Origin of the sequence: Chryseobacterium lathyri (assembly GCF_019970085.1) — a bacterium.
GTDB lineage: Bacteria > Bacteroidota > Bacteroidia > Flavobacteriales > Weeksellaceae > Chryseobacterium > Chryseobacterium lathyri.
Genome location: NZ_JAHXYG010000006.1, coordinates 1 through 21,864, shown reverse-complemented (window position 1 = coordinate 21,864; position 21,864 = coordinate 1). Strand labels below are relative to the sequence as shown.

Annotated in this window: 21 protein-coding genes and 1 pseudogene; 10 read left to right on the top strand and 12 right to left on the bottom strand. The window is 33.4% G+C overall.

Annotation, left to right across the window (positions count from 1 at the left end; genetic code table 11):
* Nucleotides 1–36 precede the first annotated feature (36 nt).
* The 4 genes from LC418_RS18470 to aroC form a co-directional block, all read right to left on the bottom strand.
* Nucleotides 37–378 carry a YkvA family protein gene (locus tag LC418_RS18470; protein WP_111955123.1) on the bottom strand — a complete coding sequence of 114 codons (342 nt, stop codon included), beginning with the start codon at nt 376–378 and terminating at the stop codon, nt 37–39.
* An 84-nt stretch (nt 379–462) separates the two neighbouring features.
* A complete protein-coding gene (locus tag LC418_RS18465; RefSeq protein ID WP_223560222.1) occupies nt 463–1,002 on the bottom strand; it encodes a TlpA family protein disulfide reductase in 540 nt (179 codons plus the stop codon).
* Nucleotides 1,003–1,051: 49 nt separating this feature from the next.
* Nucleotides 1,052–1,615, bottom strand: coding sequence for a thioredoxin family protein (locus LC418_RS18460; RefSeq protein ID WP_111955119.1), 564 nt, complete (start codon nt 1,613–1,615; stop codon nt 1,052–1,054).
* 15 nt (nt 1,616–1,630) lie between these two features.
* Nucleotides 1,631–2,701 (bottom strand): chorismate synthase, encoded by a 1,071-nt coding sequence (gene aroC / locus LC418_RS18455; protein WP_111955117.1) that lies wholly within the window; start codon nt 2,699–2,701, stop codon nt 1,631–1,633.
* Between the two features lie 178 nt (nt 2,702–2,879).
* Between aroC and LC418_RS18450 the strand changes: the two genes are divergently transcribed.
* Entirely contained in the window at nt 2,880–4,001 is a 1,122-nt protein-coding gene (locus tag LC418_RS18450; protein WP_223560221.1) for an aspartyl protease family protein, read from the top strand.
* 24 nt (nt 4,002–4,025) lie between these two features.
* Here LC418_RS18450 and LC418_RS18445 read toward each other — a convergent pair whose 3' ends face one another.
* Both LC418_RS18445 and LC418_RS18440 read right to left on the bottom strand, forming a co-directional pair.
* The gene (locus tag LC418_RS18445) at nt 4,026–5,660 is read right to left on the bottom strand and encodes an LIC_10190 family membrane protein (protein WP_223560220.1); all 1,635 of its coding nucleotides are present in this window, start codon (nt 5,658–5,660) and stop codon (nt 4,026–4,028) included.
* A gap of 55 nt (nt 5,661–5,715) precedes the next feature.
* Nucleotides 5,716–6,267, bottom strand: a complete 552-nt coding sequence (locus LC418_RS18440; protein ID WP_111955113.1) for a glycine zipper domain-containing protein — start codon at nt 6,265–6,267, stop codon at nt 5,716–5,718.
* Nucleotides 6,268–6,505: 238 nt separating this feature from the next.
* On the opposite strand from LC418_RS18440, the gene LC418_RS18435 reads away from it, so the two are divergent.
* Nucleotides 6,506–6,952: a hypothetical protein gene (locus LC418_RS18435; protein ID WP_223560219.1), complete on the top strand. Its 447-nt coding sequence runs from the start codon at nt 6,506–6,508 to the stop codon at nt 6,950–6,952.
* A 141-nt stretch (nt 6,953–7,093) separates the two neighbouring features.
* Here LC418_RS18435 and LC418_RS18430 read toward each other — a convergent pair whose 3' ends face one another.
* Nucleotides 7,094–7,921, bottom strand: coding sequence for a glycosyltransferase family 2 protein (locus LC418_RS18430; protein ID WP_223560218.1), 828 nt, complete (start codon nt 7,919–7,921; stop codon nt 7,094–7,096).
* Between the two features lie 822 nt (nt 7,922–8,743).
* Here LC418_RS18430 and LC418_RS18425 point away from each other — a divergent pair.
* Together LC418_RS18425 and LC418_RS18420 are read left to right on the top strand one after the other, a co-directional pair.
* Complete coding sequence (locus tag LC418_RS18425; protein WP_223560217.1) at nt 8,744–9,859, top strand: serine hydrolase domain-containing protein; 1,116 nt, start codon at nt 8,744–8,746, stop codon at nt 9,857–9,859.
* Nucleotides 9,804–10,196 (top strand): tetratricopeptide repeat protein, encoded by a 393-nt coding sequence (locus LC418_RS18420; RefSeq protein WP_223560216.1) that lies wholly within the window; start codon nt 9,804–9,806, stop codon nt 10,194–10,196. Before LC418_RS18425 ends, LC418_RS18420 begins: the two co-directional genes overlap by 56 nt.
* A gap of 119 nt (nt 10,197–10,315) precedes the next feature.
* Here LC418_RS18420 and LC418_RS18415 read toward each other — a convergent pair whose 3' ends face one another.
* The 5 genes from LC418_RS18415 to LC418_RS18395 form a co-directional block, all read right to left on the bottom strand.
* Entirely contained in the window at nt 10,316–10,657 is a 342-nt protein-coding gene (locus LC418_RS18415) for a helix-turn-helix domain-containing protein (RefSeq protein ID WP_223560215.1), read from the bottom strand.
* Between the two features lie 12 nt (nt 10,658–10,669).
* Nucleotides 10,670–11,098, bottom strand: a complete 429-nt coding sequence (locus tag LC418_RS18410) for a transposase (RefSeq protein ID WP_223560214.1) — start codon at nt 11,096–11,098, stop codon at nt 10,670–10,672.
* Between the two features lie 7 nt (nt 11,099–11,105).
* Nucleotides 11,106–11,936 carry a hypothetical protein gene (locus LC418_RS18405; RefSeq protein ID WP_223560213.1) on the bottom strand — a complete coding sequence of 277 codons (831 nt, stop codon included), beginning with the start codon at nt 11,934–11,936 and terminating at the stop codon, nt 11,106–11,108.
* Between the two features lie 22 nt (nt 11,937–11,958).
* On the bottom strand, nt 11,959–12,798 hold the full coding sequence (locus tag LC418_RS18400; protein WP_223560212.1) for a hypothetical protein: 840 nt from the start codon (nt 12,796–12,798) through the stop codon (nt 11,959–11,961).
* A 135-nt stretch (nt 12,799–12,933) separates the two neighbouring features.
* Nucleotides 12,934–14,424, bottom strand: a complete 1,491-nt coding sequence (locus LC418_RS18395; RefSeq protein ID WP_223560211.1) for a hypothetical protein — start codon at nt 14,422–14,424, stop codon at nt 12,934–12,936.
* Nucleotides 14,425–14,882: 458 nt separating this feature from the next.
* Between LC418_RS18395 and LC418_RS18390 the strand changes: the two genes are divergently transcribed.
* From LC418_RS18390 to LC418_RS18365, 6 genes and pseudogenes are all read left to right on the top strand, one after another.
* The gene (locus LC418_RS18390; RefSeq protein WP_223560210.1) at nt 14,883–16,178 is read left to right on the top strand and encodes a phage integrase SAM-like domain-containing protein; all 1,296 of its coding nucleotides are present in this window, start codon (nt 14,883–14,885) and stop codon (nt 16,176–16,178) included.
* A gap of 134 nt (nt 16,179–16,312) precedes the next feature.
* Nucleotides 16,313–17,278, top strand: coding sequence for a hypothetical protein (locus LC418_RS18385; protein ID WP_223560209.1), 966 nt, complete (start codon nt 16,313–16,315; stop codon nt 17,276–17,278).
* Nucleotides 17,279–17,403: 125 nt separating this feature from the next.
* Complete coding sequence (locus tag LC418_RS18380) at nt 17,404–17,685, top strand: helix-turn-helix domain-containing protein (protein WP_223560208.1); 282 nt, start codon at nt 17,404–17,406, stop codon at nt 17,683–17,685.
* Nucleotides 17,686–17,697: 12 nt separating this feature from the next.
* A complete protein-coding gene (locus LC418_RS18375; RefSeq protein ID WP_223560207.1) occupies nt 17,698–18,696 on the top strand; it encodes a hypothetical protein in 999 nt (332 codons plus the stop codon).
* A 643-nt stretch (nt 18,697–19,339) separates the two neighbouring features.
* Nucleotides 19,340–20,071: a hypothetical protein gene (locus tag LC418_RS18370; protein WP_223560206.1), complete on the top strand. Its 732-nt coding sequence runs from the start codon at nt 19,340–19,342 to the stop codon at nt 20,069–20,071.
* A 1,198-nt stretch (nt 20,072–21,269) separates the two neighbouring features.
* Nucleotides 21,270–21,864 (top strand): annotated as a pseudogene (locus LC418_RS18365) (T9SS type A sorting domain-containing protein); the annotation flags it as partial.

The following is a 21,864-nucleotide window of genomic DNA, read 5'->3' as shown; positions in this document are numbered from 1 at the left end:
ATGTTTCAGGATGGTTTAAAAATATTTCTGTAATTATTATTTTACAATTTCTGCATCGATAATTTTAGTGCCGTTCAGCCTTTGTTCTGCTTCCCACAGTAAAAATTTATCCACTTCTTTGATAAGCTTTGGGATTGTCAGTGACAATACTGCCAGGTCATCCATAACTCCTAAAACAGGAACGGCAAATTCAGGAAGTATATCAATAGGAGAAATTACGTATAAAAGTCCCAGAAGAGGAAGGATGATATCGATAGATCTCATCGGGTATTCTCCTTTTCTCCATAACTTGACCATTCTGAAGATGTCAGGAATTTTTTTAACGAAGCCTTTATGGCTGATCGCTTCTTTTGCAAGATTCAATTTTGAATATTTCATTTTGTGTTTAGTTTTAATAAATTTTTCAACGTAGTAAATTTCGCAAATTCTATACCAATAAATTATAAAATTTAGTTAAAATAATTACTTGATGATATTGTCAATGAACTGATGTACAGTTTCTGTGTTCCAATCTCTGGAGGCATCTTCTTTAATGATGATTCTTCCGTGCTTATCAATAAGAAAAGTAGTAGGGAATACTTTGGGAAGAATTTTTTCAGAAATAGGGCTTTGTGCAATATAGACAGGAACGGAATAATTATTTTCTTTTAAAAACTTTTTTACATCCTCTTCCTTGTCGTTCATGGCAATAAGAATAAAGTCTACATTTCCCTTTCTGGAATCATATAATTTTTGAATGCTGGGCCATTCTTTTCTGCATGGCGGGCACCATGTTCCCCAGAAATTAAGGAAAACAGGTTTGTTCCTAAATGTTTTAAGATTGGTACTCGGTACATTGATTCCTTTCAGTTCAATGTCATAATCTTCTTCGCTTACATGTACGGCATTTTCGATGGTCGCGATCGGGAAGAACTGATCTCTCAGGTATTCTTTTACTCCCGGGACAAAAGCGACGACACCGATAATGATGATAAGGACAAGATATATGATATTCTTTTTCATGCGTTAATATTTACTGTTAATTTTCGCCTTATGGAATTCAATTGTGATATTATAGTAATTCTAAAATCTCCTGAACGGCATCCTTGCCTCTGTTCTTAGCATAATACAGCTGCAGGTCGTTATAAAAGCTATCTTTTGGGTAAGCTTCCGGATCTGCCTTATGTTTCATTAATAATTCGTATCCGTATTTCGGACGCGGTCCCCACGAATTCTTTACATTGAAATCTTTATCCAGAATGAGCACTTTAGGGATAGATTCTGTACCGTTGGTCAGGTATTGGTTGATCAGACTTTTGTCACTGTCTCTAAGGAAGATTCTCACATCGTTATGCCCTTCGAAAAAAGTAACAAGAGCAGGAACCGTAGCGCTGGCATCGCCGCACCATGCTTCTGAAATGATCAGTATTTTTCCGTCAAAATTCTTAGAGGCTAATTCTTTTACCTGTTCTTCATCCGGAACATACTTTTTCAGCGTTCTGTCCATTCTCTGAAGCCCGAGTTCATAGTATTGTTTATATTCTATTTCCTGTTGGTTGGAAGGATTTTCTAATCTTTCTCTTCCGATGCGGATATATTCTTCAAAAGAAATTCCCTGATCCCAGTAATTTTTCATTACCCAATATTTATATTAAAAATTATTGATGTTTCTTGTTTTATTGATCAAAAACAGGTCTGCCAGTACAAATGCCGCTAAGCTTTCCACAACAGGAACAGCTCTTGGCACTACACATGGGTCATGACGTCCTTTTCCTTCTACAATGACAGGGTTTCCGTATTTGTCGACACTATCCTGAGGTCTTAAGATAGTAGCTACTGGTTTAAACGCAGCACGGAAATAAATATCCATTCCGTTGGAAATTCCTCCCTGGATTCCTCCGGAAAGATTAGATTTTGTGGTGAAATCCGTATTGAAAGCATCATTATGCTCTTTTCCTGTCATTTTAGCACCGCAGAAGCCGCTTCCGTATTCAAATCCTTTGCAGGCATTGATGTTCAGCATAGCTTTGCCCAACTCGGCCTGAAGCTTGGAAAATATAGGTTCTCCAATTCCTACAGGAACGTTTTTGATTACGCAAGTCACTGTTCCGCCGATGGTATTGCCTTCTTTCTTGATCTCTTTAATTCTTTCGATCATTCTTTCTGCAGTTTCAGCATCCGGACAACGCACATCATTACTTTCCGTTTTTGAAAAGTCTAAAGCCTGATATGGTTTTTCACAGAAAATATCGCCTACGGAAGAAACATAAGCATTGATCTCGATACCGGATAAAAGCTGTTTAGCCAATGCTCCTGCAACAACCCAATTGATCGTCTCTCTTGCTGAAGATTTTCCGCCGCCGCGATAGTCTCTGATACCAAATTTCTGGTCATACGTAAAATCTGCATGACTCGGGCGGTATGAATCTGCGATATGATCATAGTCCTTAGACTTCTGATTTTCATTTTCTATAATAAAACCGATTGGGGTACCTGTCGTTTTTCCCTCAAAGATCCCGGAAAGAAACTTTACCGTGTCACTTTCTTTTCTTTGAGTAACAATCGCAGATTGGCCCGGCTTTCTACGATCCAATTCATATTGAATTTTATCGAAATCGACCGTTAAACCTGCCGGAAAATTATTAATGATACCGCCGTAAGCCACACCGTGACTTTCTCCAAATGTTGTAAGACTGAGAAGATTACCTAATGTATTGAACATGTTACAAAATTACCTATTTTTCTTCAGATAATAATAAAGTCTTTGTATTTGTATTCAACAGATTTTTAACTTTCTCTTACCCGGGCCCCGGCTTTGGGAAGAGTAAATAAAGTTGCTTCATAAATAGTCTGGTTTTTTTATATTTATATTTGTTTTTTATCTGAAATAAAAGAAAAAAATGAAAAATTTAAAGAAATATTGTTTTATAGCTTTATTATTACTTTGTCCTTTTTTTAAAGCTGTAACAATACCCTTTGACTTTATTGATGGAAAAATAATCGTTAAAGTAAAAATCAGGGATGACCAGCATAACTTCATTTTTGATTCCGGAGCCTTCACCATTATTTCATCTGAATTAACGGGTAAGCTGAATGAAAAGAAAAGCAGTACTGTTTTTGAAGGAATTGATGCAAATAATGTCCGATCTAAAATGGATGTTTTTTCCACAAATAATTTACAGATTTCAGATTTGAATTTTGAGAATATAAATTTTTCATTTGCAGATATAGGCTGGATGAGTTCCCGTGCCTGTAAAAAAATAAGCGGGATATTGGGAGCCAATATGATGAGAAATAGAATATGGCGGATTGATTTTAAAAGTAAAACCATCACTATATCTGATAAAGCTGAGGAAGAATATACCGCGGCTTCAGTGATGATTCCATTCTCCGAAGAAAATTTTACAGGTGTTCCAAAAATCAATGCCAAAATAAGGAATCAAAATATCAGATTTATATTTGATACCGGTTCCGGCATGGGTTTTACAATGAATCAAAAATCTTATGATGCAATAAAGGATAAAAATTTTCTGGCTTTTGAAGGGTTACTGTCACAATCTCTAAACAGTATTAGTAAAGGGGAGAGGCAGGTTGATATTATGGAGGTTGAAATTAATAATTCAAACCTGGGTAATCAGCTGGTAGACAGTAGCTCTGATTCTCCTGATTTAATAGGAACCAGGTTTATTGAAAATTATTTAGTTGACCTGGATTTTATTAATAAAAGAATTGTTTTAAACAAACCGAATAAGAGTCTGGAGTACTTGTCTTTTGGTATTTCTTTTGCCCCTGTCAATGATAATCTGATTATTGTTAATAAATTACAAATTCCTCAGTTATCAGGATTAAATTTAACAGAGAAGATTATTAAAATAAACAATATGGATACGTCAAAAATAGATAATGAGACTTTCTGTAAAGTAAAACTACTCCTTGACAGCAGCCAGACGATTACGCTTGAAAATGCATCTCATGAAAAATTTACCCTGGAAAAGAAGGATATTTTAAGGTATCTCAATTAGAAATTTATCCTGGAATTTTTATTACTATTTAGGTCTGCTATTTTTGATCCTGTTGATAACATTTCGGATTTCAGTTTTTTCATCTGCTGTCAATTTTTTCCAGATAAATCCCTTTTTGATGTTTTTTTCGTCAATGTACTGAGGGAAGATTCCTGCTTTTGCATCATCAAAAATATAACTTGCTGAAATTGCAGGAAGGGAGGTGTCAAAATTAAAAGGGTAATCCTTTGATACATTGAATTTTAAATTTCCCGTTTTGAAAGTTTCAAACTTATTATAATGATAAGTTGAAGGCTCATACAGCTGTTCTTTTTTCAATCCGGCCATAAAATTTCCCGGCCTGAAACTCGGAATATAATGACGGATGAAATTGGGGAAACTTAAAGTCCCGATCACCAATACACTTGAGGCGAAGAAAAAAGCAAGTGATTTTTTTTTACTGAAATGAATAAACAGGATAAAAGCGATCACGAAAAATACATCAAGAAAAAAACGGTATTGTGCCGAGAAAGCTAATACCAGTATACTTTTTATCAATAAGGAAATGCAGACAAGGCTAATGATTTTTTTCTTTTTAATGAAGGCAAAAACAGAAAAAATAACCAGGCTTAAAATGAAGATCAGGTTGATTTTCGATTTAATTCCTTTCAGGGTAAACCAGTTTCTGACCGCGTCATAAAAAGAGAATTTTTGAATTTCTTCGTAGCTGTACTGCATATCATATGTTTTCTGAAGAGCATATTGTGATGAAATTTTTAAGACTTCCGGATTGGGTTTCCAGGTGAATCCAAAATCACCTATGGCAACGGGAAATACAGGATATCCGAAGGTCCATATATTTTTGATAAAGAACAAAATAAGAATCCCGGTTCCTAAGATCCAGTTTTTATAATTGGGTTTAAAAATGAATACAGAACAAAGGAATACCAGTAATGGGAGCCATATCATGGTAGGTTTTATCGAAAAAACAAAAACAGCATAAGCAAAAAGAAGACTGATATTTTTGTTTCCTGTCATGATTTCGTTTAAAATAATCAATGATAAAGTAATAACAGGAAGATCAGGGCTTGGTGACTGTGAGAAGAGTAAGAGTATGGGGATAAAACACAGCTGGATCCAAGTCTTCTTCTCAAAAATATAAAAAGTATAAGCGATCAGAAGAATGGCATTAATTCTTAGAAAAGGATCTGAAAATCCGGAGAACCCTGCCTGAAAAATATGCCATACGGACATTTGCCCTAATGTAAAATCCAGATTGGAAATACCTTTTACCAGACCATATTCCGTAAGCCATTTGATGGTTGGAACATAATACCCGAAATGATCCAATATATAAGGATAAAAAGAACTGCTGTATAAAATAATCAGTGAAATACTGCCGATTAAAAAGGTGTCTTTCTTGGAAAAATGATGAAATTCTAAGTGCAATTTCTTTTTGAAAAAGAAGAAAATTCCAGCAAGTATAAAAGGAATTTCTACATATATATTAATAGGAATAAAAAATGCAAGAACAGTCCATATAAGGCTGAGTCCTAATATTCCGGTTAAAATGCTACCTGAAATACCTCCGGTTAGAGAGCCAAAGAAGTTTTCCATGACTTTCCCCCAGCCTGCGAGTACTGAAAGAACAAGAACCGAAGAAAATAAAAGTAGCATCATAAAAAAAGATTGCTTAAAAATAAGCAATCTTTAAATGTTATCGTGAAAATATTAATTAACGTGGTTGAACTCTTCCGTCCTTTCTGTCTCCAGCCCTACCAATCGTATAACCGGTTGCACCACCTACTACACCACCTATCACGGCTCCAAGACCTCTGTTTTTCTTAGCAACAATGGCTCCTACTGCGGCGCCACCTACGGCCCCAATAGCGGTTCCTTTGGCTGCTTTACTCCATCCTTTCTTTTGAGTGGCAGTGGTTCCTTGGGAAGAACTGCTTCCATTATCTGCATAGTTTCCGCCTCCTGAATTAGAGTTTGATCCTCTGTCTCTATATACTGTTCTGGTTTCTCTTATGATCTGAGGCTTTGAATTATTAGCTGCAGCTGCCTGAGATTTTTTACTTTCAGCAATGCTGTCTGCCTTTTTCTGTGCTTCATACACTATTTTTTCTTTCTCGATAGCCAGCTTTTGCTTTTCTATTTCAAGCTGTCTTGCCTGAAATTCAAGTTTCTGCTCTTCCAGAGATTTTTCAGCTGTCCTTTCGTCCTTTTTGCAGGCTGTCAGTAAAAAGACTGATAAAAAACCTGCTAATACTATCTTTTTCATAATTCAAATTTTAATAAGTAGTCTTCGCCAGACGGCAGTGACTTCCTATTTATTTTCAATTATGAAGCCAAAATTTAGTTAAGAAATGTTAAAGTGATAATTTTTTTGATAAAACTGAAAATATTTTCAGGTTGCTTTAGCTTATTGAACGGTGCATGGATGTAATTTTAAGTTCATTAAAAGTTTTTATTCAATTCATATGAATTGGTTACTTTTGGAAGAACCAAATTACTTTATTATGAAAATGACAATTTTTAAAACAATGGCTTTTGTGGCCTTGGCTATTACGGCTTTATCATGTTCAAACGATGATATGATATCTGATGTTCAGACCCAGACACATTCTGAAACCTCTAAACAGGCTTCAAAGACTCAAACTTATAAGCTAAGATTCGGTATTGTCAACCTGGATGGTACGAAGTCCCTTTCAGGAAATTACGATGTAGGAAGCTTCCTGGCTGAGAATACGGTTACAGGGGAAGTTTATGACACGTATTATGGGGGCGGTTTCCAGGCTCTTCCAGCGTATAATGAGGGAATTCCAGCAGGAACGTATACTTTTTCGGCTATGCAGGGACAAGGCGGTTGGGCCGGTTATGGTTCCGTAACAGGGACTGTATCGGACGCCCAGGTAGATGCAGACGGGTATATTACTGTGTATATTCCTATGACCTGGGCTGAGTAGTTCAGGTAAATATTAGATCTACTTTATAAAATTCTCATTTGAGGATTTTTAATTTGTGTTTTTGAGCCTCCTGAACCGGAGGCTATTTTTTATGCTGAAATAATATTAAATAAAAAGCTCCTCATTTCTGAGAAGCTGCTATTATATGTTGAAAGTTACTTTTACTTTATTGATAAGCCTGTGGAGTTTGTAGGTCTGATAGTTCAGAAGCTCGTAGATCTCCTGTGAATTGGTATATATTTCCGGGACTATTTTATTGTTAATTGTTCTGATTCCCCTTCTTTTCATGGTGTCATGAATCACTTTGGCAAAGGATTCTTTTGCTCCCTGTTTGAAGCTCTGCTGAGAAATACCATTAGAGTGGAGACGGTAAAGATAAAGGGGTTCCTTAATATATTTTACACTGCCATGCTCCAGAATCTTCAGGTACAGATCCTGGTCTACGGCGCTTTTTAGGTTGGGGTTGATGCCTGAAGTTTTAAGGTAAGTTTCTTTTTTAAAAGTGAAGAAATGGGCAAACTGGGTAGGACAGTTGAAAAAATATCTGCTGTTGTAGATTTGTTTTGTCCCTCCAAATATTCTGTCAGGAATAAGGTTTTCATTACAGAGCATCATTTGGGAATAAGCTGCTACAATGTCATCTTCATTAAATTCATTTATGGTTTTTTCTAAAGCATCTGCATATAAGGCATCATCCGGGTCCAGGTAGGCGCATAATTCTCCTGTTGCATATTTCATGCATTTTCTTTTGGTATATCCACATCCCCGGTTGGATGTATTGTGATAGATGCTGAAGCGCGGGTCCTGTTTTATAATAGCTTCAATTATTTCTACGGAATCATCTGTAGAAGCATCGTCAATAATTATAACTTCCCAGTTTTCGTAGGTTTGAGTGATTAACGAATTATAGCAGTCTCTAAAGTACTTACCGTTATTATAATTAGCTATAAGTATAGAGAATTTTATCACGATTTAATGAGTTAAGTTTTTTGTAAAAGTAGAAAAATACTTTTTTAAAAAATATATCTTAAATCATATTGTATTGATATTTTTTTTACTATTTTACGATACTATATTTTGTTATAATTATTTATAAGTAATGATTGTATAATTTATTTTTATAGATTACATCGGTTTTACCTATGTTAACTGACCAGGGGGTATACTTGTTGAAAGAATAATTAAAAAACATTTATGACTGAACTCATAAAATGGGAAGAGAGAAGGCATTACCTTTAAGACATAGAATTATATAATAATTTTCTTAATTAGATTATAAAATTTTTTTCATCATTTGTGTTTTTTTAGGCCTCCACTAGGAGGCTTTTTTATTTTTCTTATGTTATGGATCAGAATGCCAAACATGATATTAATCATAATTATGTTGATTATAGAACTTATTTTATATCCGCTGTTATCTTACTATTATGCTGTAATCCCTTATTTTTAGGGGGCTTTTTATATTTCGTTCATTTAAAATAGTATAGAAAAATCATCATTATACAGAAGAAAATATTTTTAAAAGTATTACAACTTTGGCACGATTTTTCAATATATGAAGCAACTCATGTTTAATTTGAGTTTTCATGGTTATTAGTTTTTATCCCCGAAGCAATTCGGGGATTTTTTTTGCGTTATATTTTATTGTATTGTGCGTTTAAAAAGCCATCAAATTTACCGATCTTTATTATCGGGTTATTATTACCTTAAGCCTTTAAGTATTCATGTTAAATTATTGAAAAGAGGTAATAGATTTGGGTTTCAGTTGTTTTATATATATAAAATTAAATCATGAAAATTTATCTTCTCATTGTATCATTGCTAATTTCATTATCATCTTTTGCTCAAAACGTAAGTTCTGCAGTAGATGAAATCATTCATCGGGAAATGAAAGCAAGACGCATCCCGGGTGTCCAGATTGCAGTCGTCCAAAACGGTAAAATTGTTTTAAGTAAATCTTATGGAGTTGCAAACGTACAGGACCAGGTTGCTGTAAAAAGTAATACTATTTTTCCGATTAATTCCAATACAAAGATTTTTACGGGGGTTGCCATTATGCAGCTTATTGAACAAGGAAAGGTAAAATTGGATGCGCCTGTCAGTACTTATCTGGATAATTTACCTTTAGAATGGCAAAAAATAACAGTCGATCAGTTACTGACCCATATTTCCGGATTGCCTGATATGTTAAAACTTTTTGATCCTGTGACGGGAAATATAGGACCGCTAAAAACGGAGGAAGCCATTTTTGAAAAACTTAAAGCCACTCCTTTGGAATTTAAAACAGGAGAGCAATTCAGTTATAACCAGACTAATTATTATGTATTGGGTAAAATTATTGAAAAGATTACCAATAAATCATTTGCTGATTTCTTTGAAGAAAAACAGTTTAAAGTAGCTCGTTTAAAACATACCCTGTTTGGAGATTCAAGAGATATAATTCCTCATTATGCCCCCAGCTACAGCTACAGGACTTTTTTCGATGGTAAAAAAATAAATCAGGACAGGTTAGCGACTAATTATTATGAATTTCCTGATTTCAGCCGCACAAGCGCGGGACTTAACAGTACATCTGAAGATATGGCGAATTGGATTATTGCCTTGCAGAACGGTAAATTATTACAAAAGCCATCAACATTGGATATGATGTGGTCACCGGGCAAATTCAATAACGGAACACCTACAGATTGGGCACGCGGCTGGGGAATTGCAAAACTTCGGAAAAATCATAGGGCAGTTGGGATGTCCGGAGGAAACAGATCTGTTTTACTTATATACCCGGATGATCACTTGGCGGTAATTGTATTAACCAATTTAGGAGGAAGCTCTCCTGAAGATTTCATAGAAGAAATTGCAGGATGCTATATTCCGAACATTATTAAAGCAGACCCCACTAACGTATCTTAGAAAAAACCTGCAAAAAATCGGATTTGAAAATGCAATAGACTTTGTAAAGAAAGAGAAAGCCCAAAATCCTGATTTCAATCCAAAGGAATTTGAGCTTAACAATTGGGCCTACCGCATGCTAACCACCAATCAAAAGAAAGAAGCTCTGAATATTTTTAAGCTCAACGTATATTTATTTCCTGACAGCTGGAATGTTTATGACAGCTATGGTGAAATCCTGTTAAAAACAGGTGATACAAATAAAGCGATTGAAATGTATAAAAAATCTATAGATTTAAACCCGGATAATGAGAATGGAAAAAAGATTTTGGAACAGATTCAAAATCCTAAAAATTAAATTATAGTTTTAACAACAGCGTTTCAGTTATAAGCAACAGCTATTATATGCTGAACAACAAAATATCCTTACTGTTGAAAGTAAGGATATAATGAAATGATTAAAGTTCTTAAAAAATATTATTGGTCGGTATCTGACTGAAAATTTTTCCTCCATTTAGCCACAGTATTTCTGCTAAGCTTAAAATAATTAGCGAGTTGAATATTATTCAGCTTGTTTTTTTTCTGATACTCCAATATATGGAGAATGGCAGATTCATCGTAAGCTTTATATTTTTGATTATTTGTCAATGATTCTTTGTCATTTACTTCAAATATAATTTCGTTAAGTTTAATCACATCTAGTATTGACATGTCTTCTTTATCCAGGATGGACTGGCATTTCACTTTTTTCTCCGGATGTTTTTTTGAAATTATATCGGTAAATATCAGCTTGTAATTGGGTAGACTAGTTCTTTTCATGATTATATTGTGCTAGTTATCTGGTTCCTCATTATACTTATTAATCCATTTATATAATGTTGTTTTAGGAATTCTGTAAGATTCAATAATTTGCTGAGCAGTTTTTTCGCCAGTATTAATTTCATTCAAGATAAAGTTAATAATCTCTTTCGTATAAACACTTTTCCTGAATTGAGGCAGTGAAGTGTTTTTAGTGCTGCCGGTCTTCTGTATTGGCGCATAAAAAATCAGATGTTGGGAATATATTCTAAAAAAATCATATCGCAACAGCTTGCACCACTTGAGAAGGTAACCTGAGTCCATATGGGCTAACTGGAACATTTCTTCTATTTCCTGCTCATTAAGTTTAAAAAAATTACATACTCTTTTCGGTGAGATAGCCATTTCTTTGTATCTGGCTCCCACTAGATTTCCTATATGAATGTTCTTTGAAATGCTCATAATCCGGTTATTGTATAGGGGTTGCTATAATGTCCAGTCGGTCATAAGGTGAGGCTCCGAAAGTTGCTTGTATGCCCTGAGCAGTATCGTATGCATAAACGTATCCTTTCAGTTCGACAGAATAGGTGCCTGGAGATAATTTTACAGAACAGTTTCCTCTTGGGTAATAAAATCCTTTTGTGTAATTAGGGGATAAATTCATGAAAGATACTGCATCCGTATGCAATATGCCGTTTATCGTAAATGGGCTGCCGGCAGGAAGGGCTTTCCATGTCAGGCGTGCTCCTATTTGTTTGGAAGCTCCGTCAGTTAGGTTGCTTCCTGATGTATTGATTATATTGCCAACCCCTAATTGGTAAGAGAAAATAACCATTGAAGTTTGTGTAATGGTAAAACTTCTCGTAAACAGGTTGGTTGTATAACTGGGGATTCCTGATATAGAAGACAAAGTCTGGGTAACAGATACGGCATCCGTGCCGTTTGCTCCGGCAAGAATCTGTGGTAATAGTAGGGTGGTAGATCTTGTTGTGGTATTTCCGGTGGTGTCATGGGTCATTATTTTTGTTTCTGCACTATTAGCTCCTAATCCAGATAGACGTATACTTCCTGAAGTATGTAATTGTGCTGATGGATTAGGTACGTTGATCCCTGTATTACCATTATTAAGAATAGAAATTATTTCCTTATTCAGGTTGCTGACTTTGAAGATTTTTGTTGTATTTCCAGAGTTCACAACATCCAGCATTGCGGAAGGAGTAGAAGTATTTATTCCTACTTGAGAATATAAACAGCAGCTGTTCATTAAAAAAATAATGAAATACCAATTAAAATTATTCATAGTTGTATTTAATAAATTTGGATTACTGAGCCGATGTTGCCGTGATGTCAAACCTGTCATAGCTGTTGCTGCCAAACGTTGCCCGGATTCCCAGGTTATTATCAGATGCATTTACAAAGCCTTGCAGTTCAACAGAATATGCTCCTGCAGGTAAGAGCAATGAGCAGCTATTTGATAGATAAAAGGTTCCGCTTACATAGTTGTCTCCAATGTTCGAAAACGGCAGGGCACTTGTGCAAAGTATACTGTTTACAGGAAAGCTGCTTCCGGCTGGTACGGTTTTCCATATTAAATTAGTTCCGATCTGCTTGGCAGCGCCATCGTTAAAAACGGAGCTTCCGGATGAGCTCATGAGGTCCATAGTCCCTAAGCTATAATAAAACGTAACTATGGAAGGTTGTGAAAGGGTGAAACTTTTAATAAGCAGTCCGTTCGTGTAGGTAGGAACATTATTGATAGAAGATATTGTCTGAGCTGCATTTATCGCATCCAAACCATTGGCTCCGGCAAGTACCTGTGGTAATAATGTTGAAGTTGATCTTGTGGTAATATTTCCAGCTGTATCTGCTGTCATAACCCTTGTATTATTTGTGTTAATACCCAAACCTTCCATTCGTACAGTACCTGTGGTATGTAATTGGGCTGAGGGATTTTGAATGCCAATGCCTACATTACCGTTATCAAGGACTGTCAGCAATTCTTGTGAGCTGGAGTTATTAACTTCTAAGGCTTTTGTTGCATAGCTGCTGCCTTTACTTACAATATCTAATGTTGCCGAAGGAATATCTGTATTGATGCCTACCTGAGAAAAAATAAGATGACTGCAAGTGAAAAAAATAAAAGAAACTATTTTTTTGTTCATATCCAAAGTGTTTTTGTTTTGGTGGCAAAATTATTACACTCGAATATGATGTGTATAAAATGTTGACATACATTTTATTACAAAATATTACAGGATATTACATCATGTTTAAAAATGGTTTTCAGATTGAAACTACTACTGAATTTTCATAAGCCAGGTATAGATGTTTTCTGAATTAATGATGTTGAGTTTTTTTCTTATTCTGGATTTTCTTGTTTCCACGGAACCTATTGATGACTTTTTAAATGTTGCGATCTGTTTAGTATCAAAATTCAATTTCATCAACGCGCAGTATTCTAAATCCGAAGGAGTAAGCTGCGGATTTATTTCAAGAAGCTTTTGATTGAATGTTGGGAATACTTCAGAGAATTTAAGAGAAAAAGATGAGTTGTTGGTTTTAGCCAGTTCTATAACATTATTTAATTCCTGTGAATCAGTTATAGTTGTTTGTTTTTCAACAGGATTACCGGCCTGAGTATATTCTGTACCATTTTCCTTTTCATTAAAAGCATTTTCTCTTGAGAATATTTTTTTTCTTTTTAGAAGAAAGAAAGTAATACCTGCTATGACAAGTGCCAGCATGATACCAAGAACAAGTAATTTGGGATATTTTTCCTTGCTTTCATCAGTCTTTTCTGATCTTGCTACTTTTTCTACAAGACTTTTTTCTGCAGCAGATAAGCTGTCTGTTATTTTTTTTGCTTTCTCAATATAAACCGACTGGTTTTTATAATCATGAAGTTCCTTATACGATTCTGCAATTCCTGAATAGCTTTCTGCGAGTTCTAAAGGAAGTATTCTGTATTCTTTTGAGAAATGGATGGACTTATTAAAATACTCAACAGCTTTAAGGTAATTTCCTTTTCTGTTTTCTATATTTCCCTTAAGCGTATAAAAGGAAGTGTATTCAGGATTCTCTTTAATATTTTTGGTTAGCTCTTCGTACCAGTGCAGATATTTTTCTGCCTCCGGAATTTTATCCTCGTAAAAAAGGATCAGTGCCATATTTTTGGCATTTTTAGCTATTCTCAGATTCCTGTAGGGGAAATTGGGGCTTAATTTTTTAGATTCTGTATATGCTTTGTAAAAATAAAAATGAACAGAGTCATATTTCTTTTCCAATATATTTTCCTGAAGTTTATTTTCAGCTATTTTTCTCAAAGCGTGGGAATTTGCTAAATGTTTCCTGTCATCTTCTTTGATCTTATCTGCTATCAGTAATGCTTTACGGGCACTCTTATCGGCTTTTTCATAATACCCGAGTTGGGAATAAACATTGCTTTGTAACCGCAACAGGTCGGACCAGATGATATTATTGTTGTTTTTTTCAGCGAGTAGAAGACCTTCAGAAATTTTATTTAAACTTTCCTCATAATTTTGCTCATTAATATATATTTCAGACATTTTTACAAGGGCTCTCAGTTCTCCTTTTTCATAATGTATATTTTTAGATTGATAATATATTTCTGTGCATAAACGGAGCATTTCTTTTGATCCTTTATGGGCATATGCTTGCTTGTCAGTTGCCACAGTCCATAAACTGTCTATAGTTTGCTGGTCGGGTTTTTGTCCGTTTAGATTAATGAAAAAAAGAAAAGAAAAATAAAAAATAAACTTTTTTATCATTGAAGTGATTTTATGCAAAAATACATTTTTGCCGAATAAAATTTCCATTAATAACTATTTTCATACACAGAGTTTATAATTTTAAGTTTTAATTTAAAAATAACCCGCGATCAATTAAAATATAAATAGCTAAATTTTACTTTAAACTCTTCAGTTTGATTTAAAATTTGCAGATGGTTTTTTGTTGGGAATAAACAGCTGTTTCCTGTACTGTTGAGACAAATAAAAAAGCCTTTCTATAATTTACTGAAATTCAGTTTTATATAGAAAGGCTTGGAGGTACCTAGCGTACCCAAACTATAGCTTCTTGTGATATGATGTGAAATGAAATATTGTTTTAATTTATTGATTATTAATATTTTAATATTTCATTATGTTTCAATGTATTTTATTAGATTGTATTTCTGTTGGAATTTTGTTGGAATAATTTATATATTTGATTTATCAAAATATTATGAATGGCTACTATTAAATTTCGTGTATTACATAAGTCAGATAATGCTCAGATATACTTACGCTTTTCGTTAAGTAGAGAAAAGGTTTTTCAATCTAAAACAGGTAAAACCATTAACCCTGCATTTTGGAGTAGTAAAACGTCCAGGCCAATTCAAAAGCTTCCAGAATTTAAAAATTTAGCTTTAGAGCTTAACGAGTTGGAAATTTTTGTAATGAAAAGCTATAATTCGGATTATGCAAAAGGTGTTATTTTTAATAAAGAATGGTTAGAGGGGAGAATAAATTCTTTTTATAATCGTATTAATGAAAAAACTGATGACAGTATTTTTTTAATCTATCTTACCAATTTTATAGATTTCAAAAAGAGCATTGCTGCCAATACTAATAGTACTATTGGAAAGTATAATAACTTAAAAGATAGATTTGCAGATTATCAGAAAAAAATAAAGAAAAATTATTTGATTGAAGAAATCAGTGCTAAGGTTTTGTTAGATTTTAAAAATTACCTTATTGTTGATTGTAATCTATTAGAAACTACAGCAACTAGATTTATTAAAAATTTTAAAACTGTAATTTTTGATGCAAGGAATAATGGTAAACAGATCAATCATCAAATAGCTGGATTTACTACCGGAACGACGAACAGTGAACATAAAGTATTTCTTTCTTTAAATGAAATAGGAAAAATAAAGGGTATCACCACTCTAAATTCTGATTGGAGTAAAGCTGCTGATTGGCTTGTATTAGGCTGCTATTTGGGGCAAAGAGCAAGCGATTTACTCAGAATGACTAAAAAAATGATTTACTCTAAAACAGATTTTGAGGGTAACTCTTTTAGATTTATAGAGATAACGCAACAAAAAACAGGAGAAAAAGTTGTTATCCCTTTACATAATGAGGTTGAACTTATTTTAAGTAAATATAATGGAGACTTCCCGCCTGTATTTGCTAATAATCCTGCTTCTAATTCTGCACTATTTAACAGGCATATTAAAAAAGTTTGTGAATTAGCAGGTATCCATGAAATGATAAAAGGCAAAGTTTTTAATGAAATCACCAAGAAAAACGAAATAATAGAAACTGAAAAATGTAATCTTGTTTCTTCTCATGTCTGCAGACGCTCATTTGCCACCAATTTTTATGGGAATAAACTTTTTACTACACCTCAACTTATGAGTATTACAGGTCATAAAACAGAATCTATGTTTCTAAATTATATTGGTAGAACGGCTGATGATTGGGCAATGCAAACAGCTAAAACCTTTAAGGATTTATCAGATAAACAAAGAATTTTATAGTCTTCTATATCAAAAAATACTACTATTGTTGATTTATGGAGTGTTTCAATATCTCATTTAATTGATTAAGCTTTAATATAAAACGACATATATTGTCGCATTAGGGAATTAACTTTGATGGAAAATATAGAGTTATGGAAATTCCATTTTATTTAAGTTTCAAAGAATTTGAAAAAAATTATCAAGCAGATTTGAAAAAGTGGTTTGAGCATTATTGTGATGCTGATGAATTAGATTTTTTAAAAGATTTATTAGAGCTATATAGGTATTATTTATGTTATAATGTTGTAGAAGATAAACTGGATTTTGAAGGAGTCATTGAAATTATGGATTGTTTAGTTCCTTTTAGAAATAAAGGAAATTTACAAATATTGGGAGCTTTTTTTACAACTTATAAAGACAAAGAAGGAAACCTTTTTCAAAAGAAAACAATTACCATGATAGAATATGCACAACATGTTTTAGACTTAGTAAATATGTACCTTAAAAATAATAAAGTAGAAATAGTAGATGGCGTAAATATTAAAGATTATATAGGACGGAGAGATATTATTTCTGACAATGATAGCTTTGGATATTGGATTAATTTTGATATACATAAATTAACACTTCCATTTTTAAAAACTTATATACCGATAAATGGGAAGATAGTTAATGCTACTCTTTATCGAAACTTTGGATTTGCTGTTGTTCGTATTGCAAACTTTATAGATGAAAGGCTTAAATCTTTAAATGCTTTTGAATTTAGTTTTTATAATAGGCTAAAGTCAGAAGCCAAATCTCAAGAACAAAATAAAAGTAATTTTGATAAAGAGGCTGTGCCTATTACATCTAAAATCAAAATCACTGGAAGTTTACAAGCATTAGGGTATATTTTTACAGAACTCTTTGAGAAAGGATATATAGAGCCTCAGCGTAAAAATGGCAAAGTTAACATACAGGGAACAGCTAAAATGATTTTAGATCATTTTGAATTCATCAGAGAGGAAGTCCAACCGTCATTAGAAAGTGTTAGACAGTCATTATTTACACAAAATAAATTCAGTAATGATAAACAGGATCTCTTTAAGATTCCTAATTGTTCTCAACTCGAAAAATAATTTCATTCTTTAATTCTTTGAAAATCAGTAATTAATTTGCAGACTGGATAAACTGTTGCCAAAACTGGATAACACTTGCCTCTTGCAATGCCTCAACTTTGTACTCATAAATAAAAACAAATCATATGAGTGCAATACAATTCATCGGAACTACACCGAGTGACTTAATCAGGGAGATTAAAAAAGAAATTATCCCTGAACTTAAAGAACAACTAAAAGAGGAATTCCAGCCCAAAGAACCTACCAGTTATCTTACCCGCAATGAAGTATGCGAAATACTTCATATTGATTTATCAACCCTTCACCGATGGAGAAAGGACGGAACCCTTATTGCCTACGGGCTGGGAAACCGGATCTATTTCAAGAGAAACGAAATTGATGAATTTATCAACCGTAACAGGCTGTAATTAAGTCCTGTTATGTACTTAGCATTTCAAAGTATCATGCTGGATTTCCTTAAATTCCGAACGTTTTACCAGAAGGTAATAAATAATCTGGTTAATAATACAGACTTTGAACAGTTGAGGAGTAAGGGAAATCATACCACTATATACCAACATACAAAGCAGAATATTAAACTGGAATGCCGCAGATCTAAAAACACAGCTGGAAACGAATTCATTTTTGTAGATATACTCATCACTCCGCACTATTATTTCAATGGGAATAAACATAATGGAAATGACTTCAGCCCCGAAGACTGTAAAGAAGTTTTGACAGAAATATTTTTCTCTATTCTGGAAATTAAGCCCTCAGAATTTATAGAGCTGCAATTAATTAATTTGGAATATGGTGTTAATGTTATCCCAGACATGAGTATGAAAAACCTCATTGAAGGAATCATATACTACAAGAAAACCCCATTTATTTTCGGCAGCAATATCACGACCTATAAAATAACCAATGCCACCTCGTATAAACAAATTAAAGCCTATGATAAGGGCATCCAGTTTATAAATTATCCTCAGTACAATATACAAAGAAATACATTTCGTTTTGAGGTCAGAAGCAAGCAGGCAAAGAATATCCGTAAGTTGGGAATCTATTCCCTATGTGACTTATTCAGCGATGAGGTTTACCAGAAGATAGGGGAAAATTTACTGAGTGAATGGGAAAATGTCCTTATCATCAATTTAGAGCCTAATTTAACAGGGTTAAAACCTACTGAGGTAAAATATATAACCGAAGCAAGTACAATTGAATTCTGGATAACAAAACTACAAAATCCTTATCGAAACTGTTATGCAAGAGAAGTAAAAAAATACTACCATAAATTACAGAACATGAACAATCTGCACCATACAATCAAAGTGCAAATTTTAGACAAAATTTTTGAATTGTTAAGTGGTGCAAATTCCAAACAGGAAGTGCTAGTAAAATCTGGATTTTTCAAAAATGAAAAAATTCTTTCAGACTGATAAATTTGGAATATGCACCATTTATAAAAATAACTCTAATAAGAAGAGGTCATAAATTATATGATAATTCATAAAAGAGAAAGAAAAAATAAGCTCAAAAAACATAGAAATAAAGATTATGATATTTTAATACAAGCCCAGTTTTGTTTAAAGAATATTTAAAGGAAATTTAAATGTTAGTGAAACCACTGCCGTAATATATAAGCCCTAAAAAAAGAGGCCGAATGTTAAACTTTTTGGCTGAAATCTATCTGCGATTTTTTTGACACTCAATTTGAGCCACAAAGGGTACCGCAAGATGAAAAAAAGTTAGTTTGAATTTTACGAAATCATACAGCTTTGAAATAAAAGGTCGTTAAGGATTGAAACTTGAAATTACAGCTAAAAAATTCAAAACTTCATATTTAGAGCCTGTCAAAACCTGACATTGAAAATGCAATATGTTGTCAATGTTAGTATTAAAAAACAGTTTTTTGAACTTGAAAAAACTTGAAATTGAATTTTGCAAAACCTTATAAAACCTGAGATTGAAAACTCCAAAGCAAACGAAAAGCAATTGTAGAGCAACTTTAAAACAGGCTAAAGTAGATTCATTTTCTACCGTACTTATCGGCCCCAGAATAAATTATAAAATTATCACACAATGAAAATAGAAAGAAAGCAAACCTTACGAAATAATAAAGGTTTACAGAAGTTGACAGAATCAGAATCTATCATTGACTCAGTTCTGTCTTTAGACAAAATTACTCCTGAAGATATAAAAAGGTTCACCACTGAGCAAAGGAATAATCTTTCTGAAGCTATCCAAAATCATTTCAATCAACTGCGGGGTGAAGAAAGGGACATATTTTATCAAAAGATTGAAGCTATTATGGTAGATGATACTAAAAATCAAATGTGGGAGCAGAACCATATTAATATCATGTGGGCTATTACTTCCCATATCAAAGAAAATGGCAGGATGCCTACAAAAACCGAAATAGCAAGTAAAACCGAACTGAGCCGGCAAACGGTTCATAAGCATTTAACGGATTATAAAAACAGTGCCTACTATTCAGAATTTCAGACACATTTTCATGTCATGCAGTCAAAAGTAATGACCACAGTTTTCCAGCATGCCATTAATGGTGATATGAAAGCTGCTAAATTATATCTGGAATGTGTTGGAGCCTTAAAAAACATTTCATCCGGAAGTAATCAAAATAATTTAAACAACAATACCCTGATACAAAACCAGAATAATTTTATCCAGATAGGAGCAACAATATTAAACCAAGAGATCATAGAACAAATGAGCCCGGAACAGCTAGGCACTATTGAAGGGATTCTGAAAACAATCGAGGTGAAAGAGGTCGAAAAGGATAAACAAGGTTAATAAATACAGTTCTGTCAAAAAAGAAAAATAGAGACACATATAATTCTCCCTACCTTTCTCATTCTTTTACAATTGTTATGTTAATCTTCGGAATATTTTAAAATAACCGATTTTTCTTACTCGTAAAAAAGGATTTATTTAATTAGTAAAAAGTGAAGGAAAATTAAATTTATAGATGTGAACTAGATATAAGTATTTTTTAAATCGACTTTTAAATTTCAAAATATGTCGTAAAAGAGTATAGGGTGTGATCTTTTTTACAGTTCCTAAACATTACATTATTATTTTTCACCTGTTATATAATATACTTAAACTCTTACTCAGTCACCCATTATAATATATTAATGCTATTTAGATATAAATTTAGTATTTTACATTACTTCCCACACAAGTCTTTACAAATAATTAAAATGCAATTATATTTATTTGACAGTTTAATATAGTCATATCGACTGTTCCTGAATAAAAAGAATATATGGTTTTTGAACTGGTAGTGATTCTTTAATAAATTGCTTTTTTTGAATGTATTGTTAGATCGTAACGAAACTTCTTACTCTAAAAATTAAATTCCCTTAATAATTTAGGTTTCAATTATGTTGTGAAACAATATGAAAACAACATAGCAATCATAATAAAATAAACCGTCAAACAATTTTAAGGCAGATTTAAATAGCAATACGGTTCTATGTAATATAGAAAAAGATTATATCAAAATATGGGGAAAATACGGATAGGAGAATTTATCATTTGATATAAAATATTTTTATCTTCGTAGTCATAATTTTAACGAAACAAAGCGTAAGCTGTCATATTGGTTAGAGAAAACTGCGAATCTTCTTTGACAACCAGATTTTGACAGACTTACGCCCGTGTACCTATATGGCATGGGCGGGGTCTTTCTGGTTGTCGGGTTCTTCGCAGTACCTCTCTAACGGATTGGCTTCAGCTCGTGCCTTTTGCATTTGTATTTAAATAATTTTCATATAATTTATTGATTAATATAATGCGACAGGTATTGTCGCTGGACGGAACTAGCTTTGTAACAGAATTAAATAATAATACTAAACCAAACTTTATGAATAAAGATTATCTATCAGGCTAAAATATCCAGCCGTAAAATCACTAATTAAAGTATGGGGTTTTCCCCATTGAATTGATTACAAACTAATTTTAAATTCACAAAAAATTTCAGATGCCAATGAAAAAAAATTACTTAAGCGTACTTATGTTGTATGCAACTATTCCATTATGCGGCCAGCAGATACTCTGGCAGAAAGACATCAAATCCTCTACACAGGATTTTCTAAGCCAGGTTACTACAACAATAGATCAACAGTATCTGATAACTGGAAGCTCAATTCAATCCAACCCTTCAATAGGCTCAGGGACCTCAAGTCAAAAGCAAAACAACGGCTACGATTTCCATTTAGTAAAGCTAAACCAACAAGGCGAAGAAGTCTGGGAGAAATACTTCTCAGGGAATAATCATGACTATCTATCAGCAACCGTTACCACGCAAGACGGCGGATTTTTGCTCTCTGGAACCTCGTATTCTGGAAAAAATAAGGATAAGAAAGATGAATCAAAAGGAGGCTCCGACATTTGGCTGATCAGAATCAATGAATTTGGAAACGAGCTTTGGCAAAAAACTTTGGGAAGTTCTTCAGATGAAGAAGCCAGATCAGTCATTCAGACCACGGATTTAGGATTCTTTGTTGCAGGGAATGTTCAAAACTCAGCTAAAGGCTATGGCTCCAAAGATGTTTTGATTGTAAAACTCGATAAGGATGGAA

Excerpts from the sequence above, each read along its gene's own strand:
- LC418_RS18470 (WP_111955123.1), bottom strand. The coding sequence starts at position 378 with ATGAAATATTCAAAATTGAATCTTGCAAAAGAAGCGATCAGCCATAAA.
- LC418_RS18465 (WP_223560222.1), bottom strand. The coding sequence starts at position 1,002 with ATGAAAAAGAATATCATATATCTTGTCCTTATCATCATTATCGGTGTC.
- LC418_RS18460 (WP_111955119.1), bottom strand. The coding sequence starts at position 1,615 with ATGAAAAATTACTGGGATCAGGGAATTTCTTTTGAAGAATATATCCGC.
- aroC (WP_111955117.1), bottom strand. The coding sequence starts at position 2,701 with ATGTTCAATACATTAGGTAATCTTCTCAGTCTTACAACATTTGGAGAA.
- LC418_RS18450 (WP_223560221.1), top strand. The coding sequence starts at position 2,880 with ATGAAAAATTTAAAGAAATATTGTTTTATAGCTTTATTATTACTTTGT.
- LC418_RS18445 (WP_223560220.1), bottom strand. The coding sequence starts at position 5,660 with ATGATGCTACTTTTATTTTCTTCGGTTCTTGTTCTTTCAGTACTCGCA.
- LC418_RS18440 (WP_111955113.1), bottom strand. The coding sequence starts at position 6,267 with ATGAAAAAGATAGTATTAGCAGGTTTTTTATCAGTCTTTTTACTGACA.
- LC418_RS18435 (WP_223560219.1), top strand. The coding sequence starts at position 6,506 with ATGAAAATGACAATTTTTAAAACAATGGCTTTTGTGGCCTTGGCTATT.
- LC418_RS18425 (WP_223560217.1), top strand. The coding sequence starts at position 8,744 with ATGAAAATTTATCTTCTCATTGTATCATTGCTAATTTCATTATCATCT.
- LC418_RS18415 (WP_223560215.1), bottom strand. The coding sequence starts at position 10,657 with ATGAAAAGAACTAGTCTACCCAATTACAAGCTGATATTTACCGATATA.
- LC418_RS18410 (WP_223560214.1), bottom strand. The coding sequence starts at position 11,098 with ATGAGCATTTCAAAGAACATTCATATAGGAAATCTAGTGGGAGCCAGA.
- LC418_RS18405 (WP_223560213.1), bottom strand. The coding sequence starts at position 11,936 with ATGAATAATTTTAATTGGTATTTCATTATTTTTTTAATGAACAGCTGC.
- LC418_RS18400 (WP_223560212.1), bottom strand. The coding sequence starts at position 12,798 with ATGAACAAAAAAATAGTTTCTTTTATTTTTTTCACTTGCAGTCATCTT.
- LC418_RS18395 (WP_223560211.1), bottom strand. The coding sequence starts at position 14,424 with ATGATAAAAAAGTTTATTTTTTATTTTTCTTTTCTTTTTTTCATTAAT.
- LC418_RS18390 (WP_223560210.1), top strand. The coding sequence starts at position 14,883 with ATGGCTACTATTAAATTTCGTGTATTACATAAGTCAGATAATGCTCAG.
- LC418_RS18385 (WP_223560209.1), top strand. The coding sequence starts at position 16,313 with ATGGAAATTCCATTTTATTTAAGTTTCAAAGAATTTGAAAAAAATTAT.
- LC418_RS18380 (WP_223560208.1), top strand. The coding sequence starts at position 17,404 with ATGAGTGCAATACAATTCATCGGAACTACACCGAGTGACTTAATCAGG.
- LC418_RS18375 (WP_223560207.1), top strand. The coding sequence starts at position 17,698 with ATGTACTTAGCATTTCAAAGTATCATGCTGGATTTCCTTAAATTCCGA.
- LC418_RS18370 (WP_223560206.1), top strand. The coding sequence starts at position 19,340 with ATGAAAATAGAAAGAAAGCAAACCTTACGAAATAATAAAGGTTTACAG.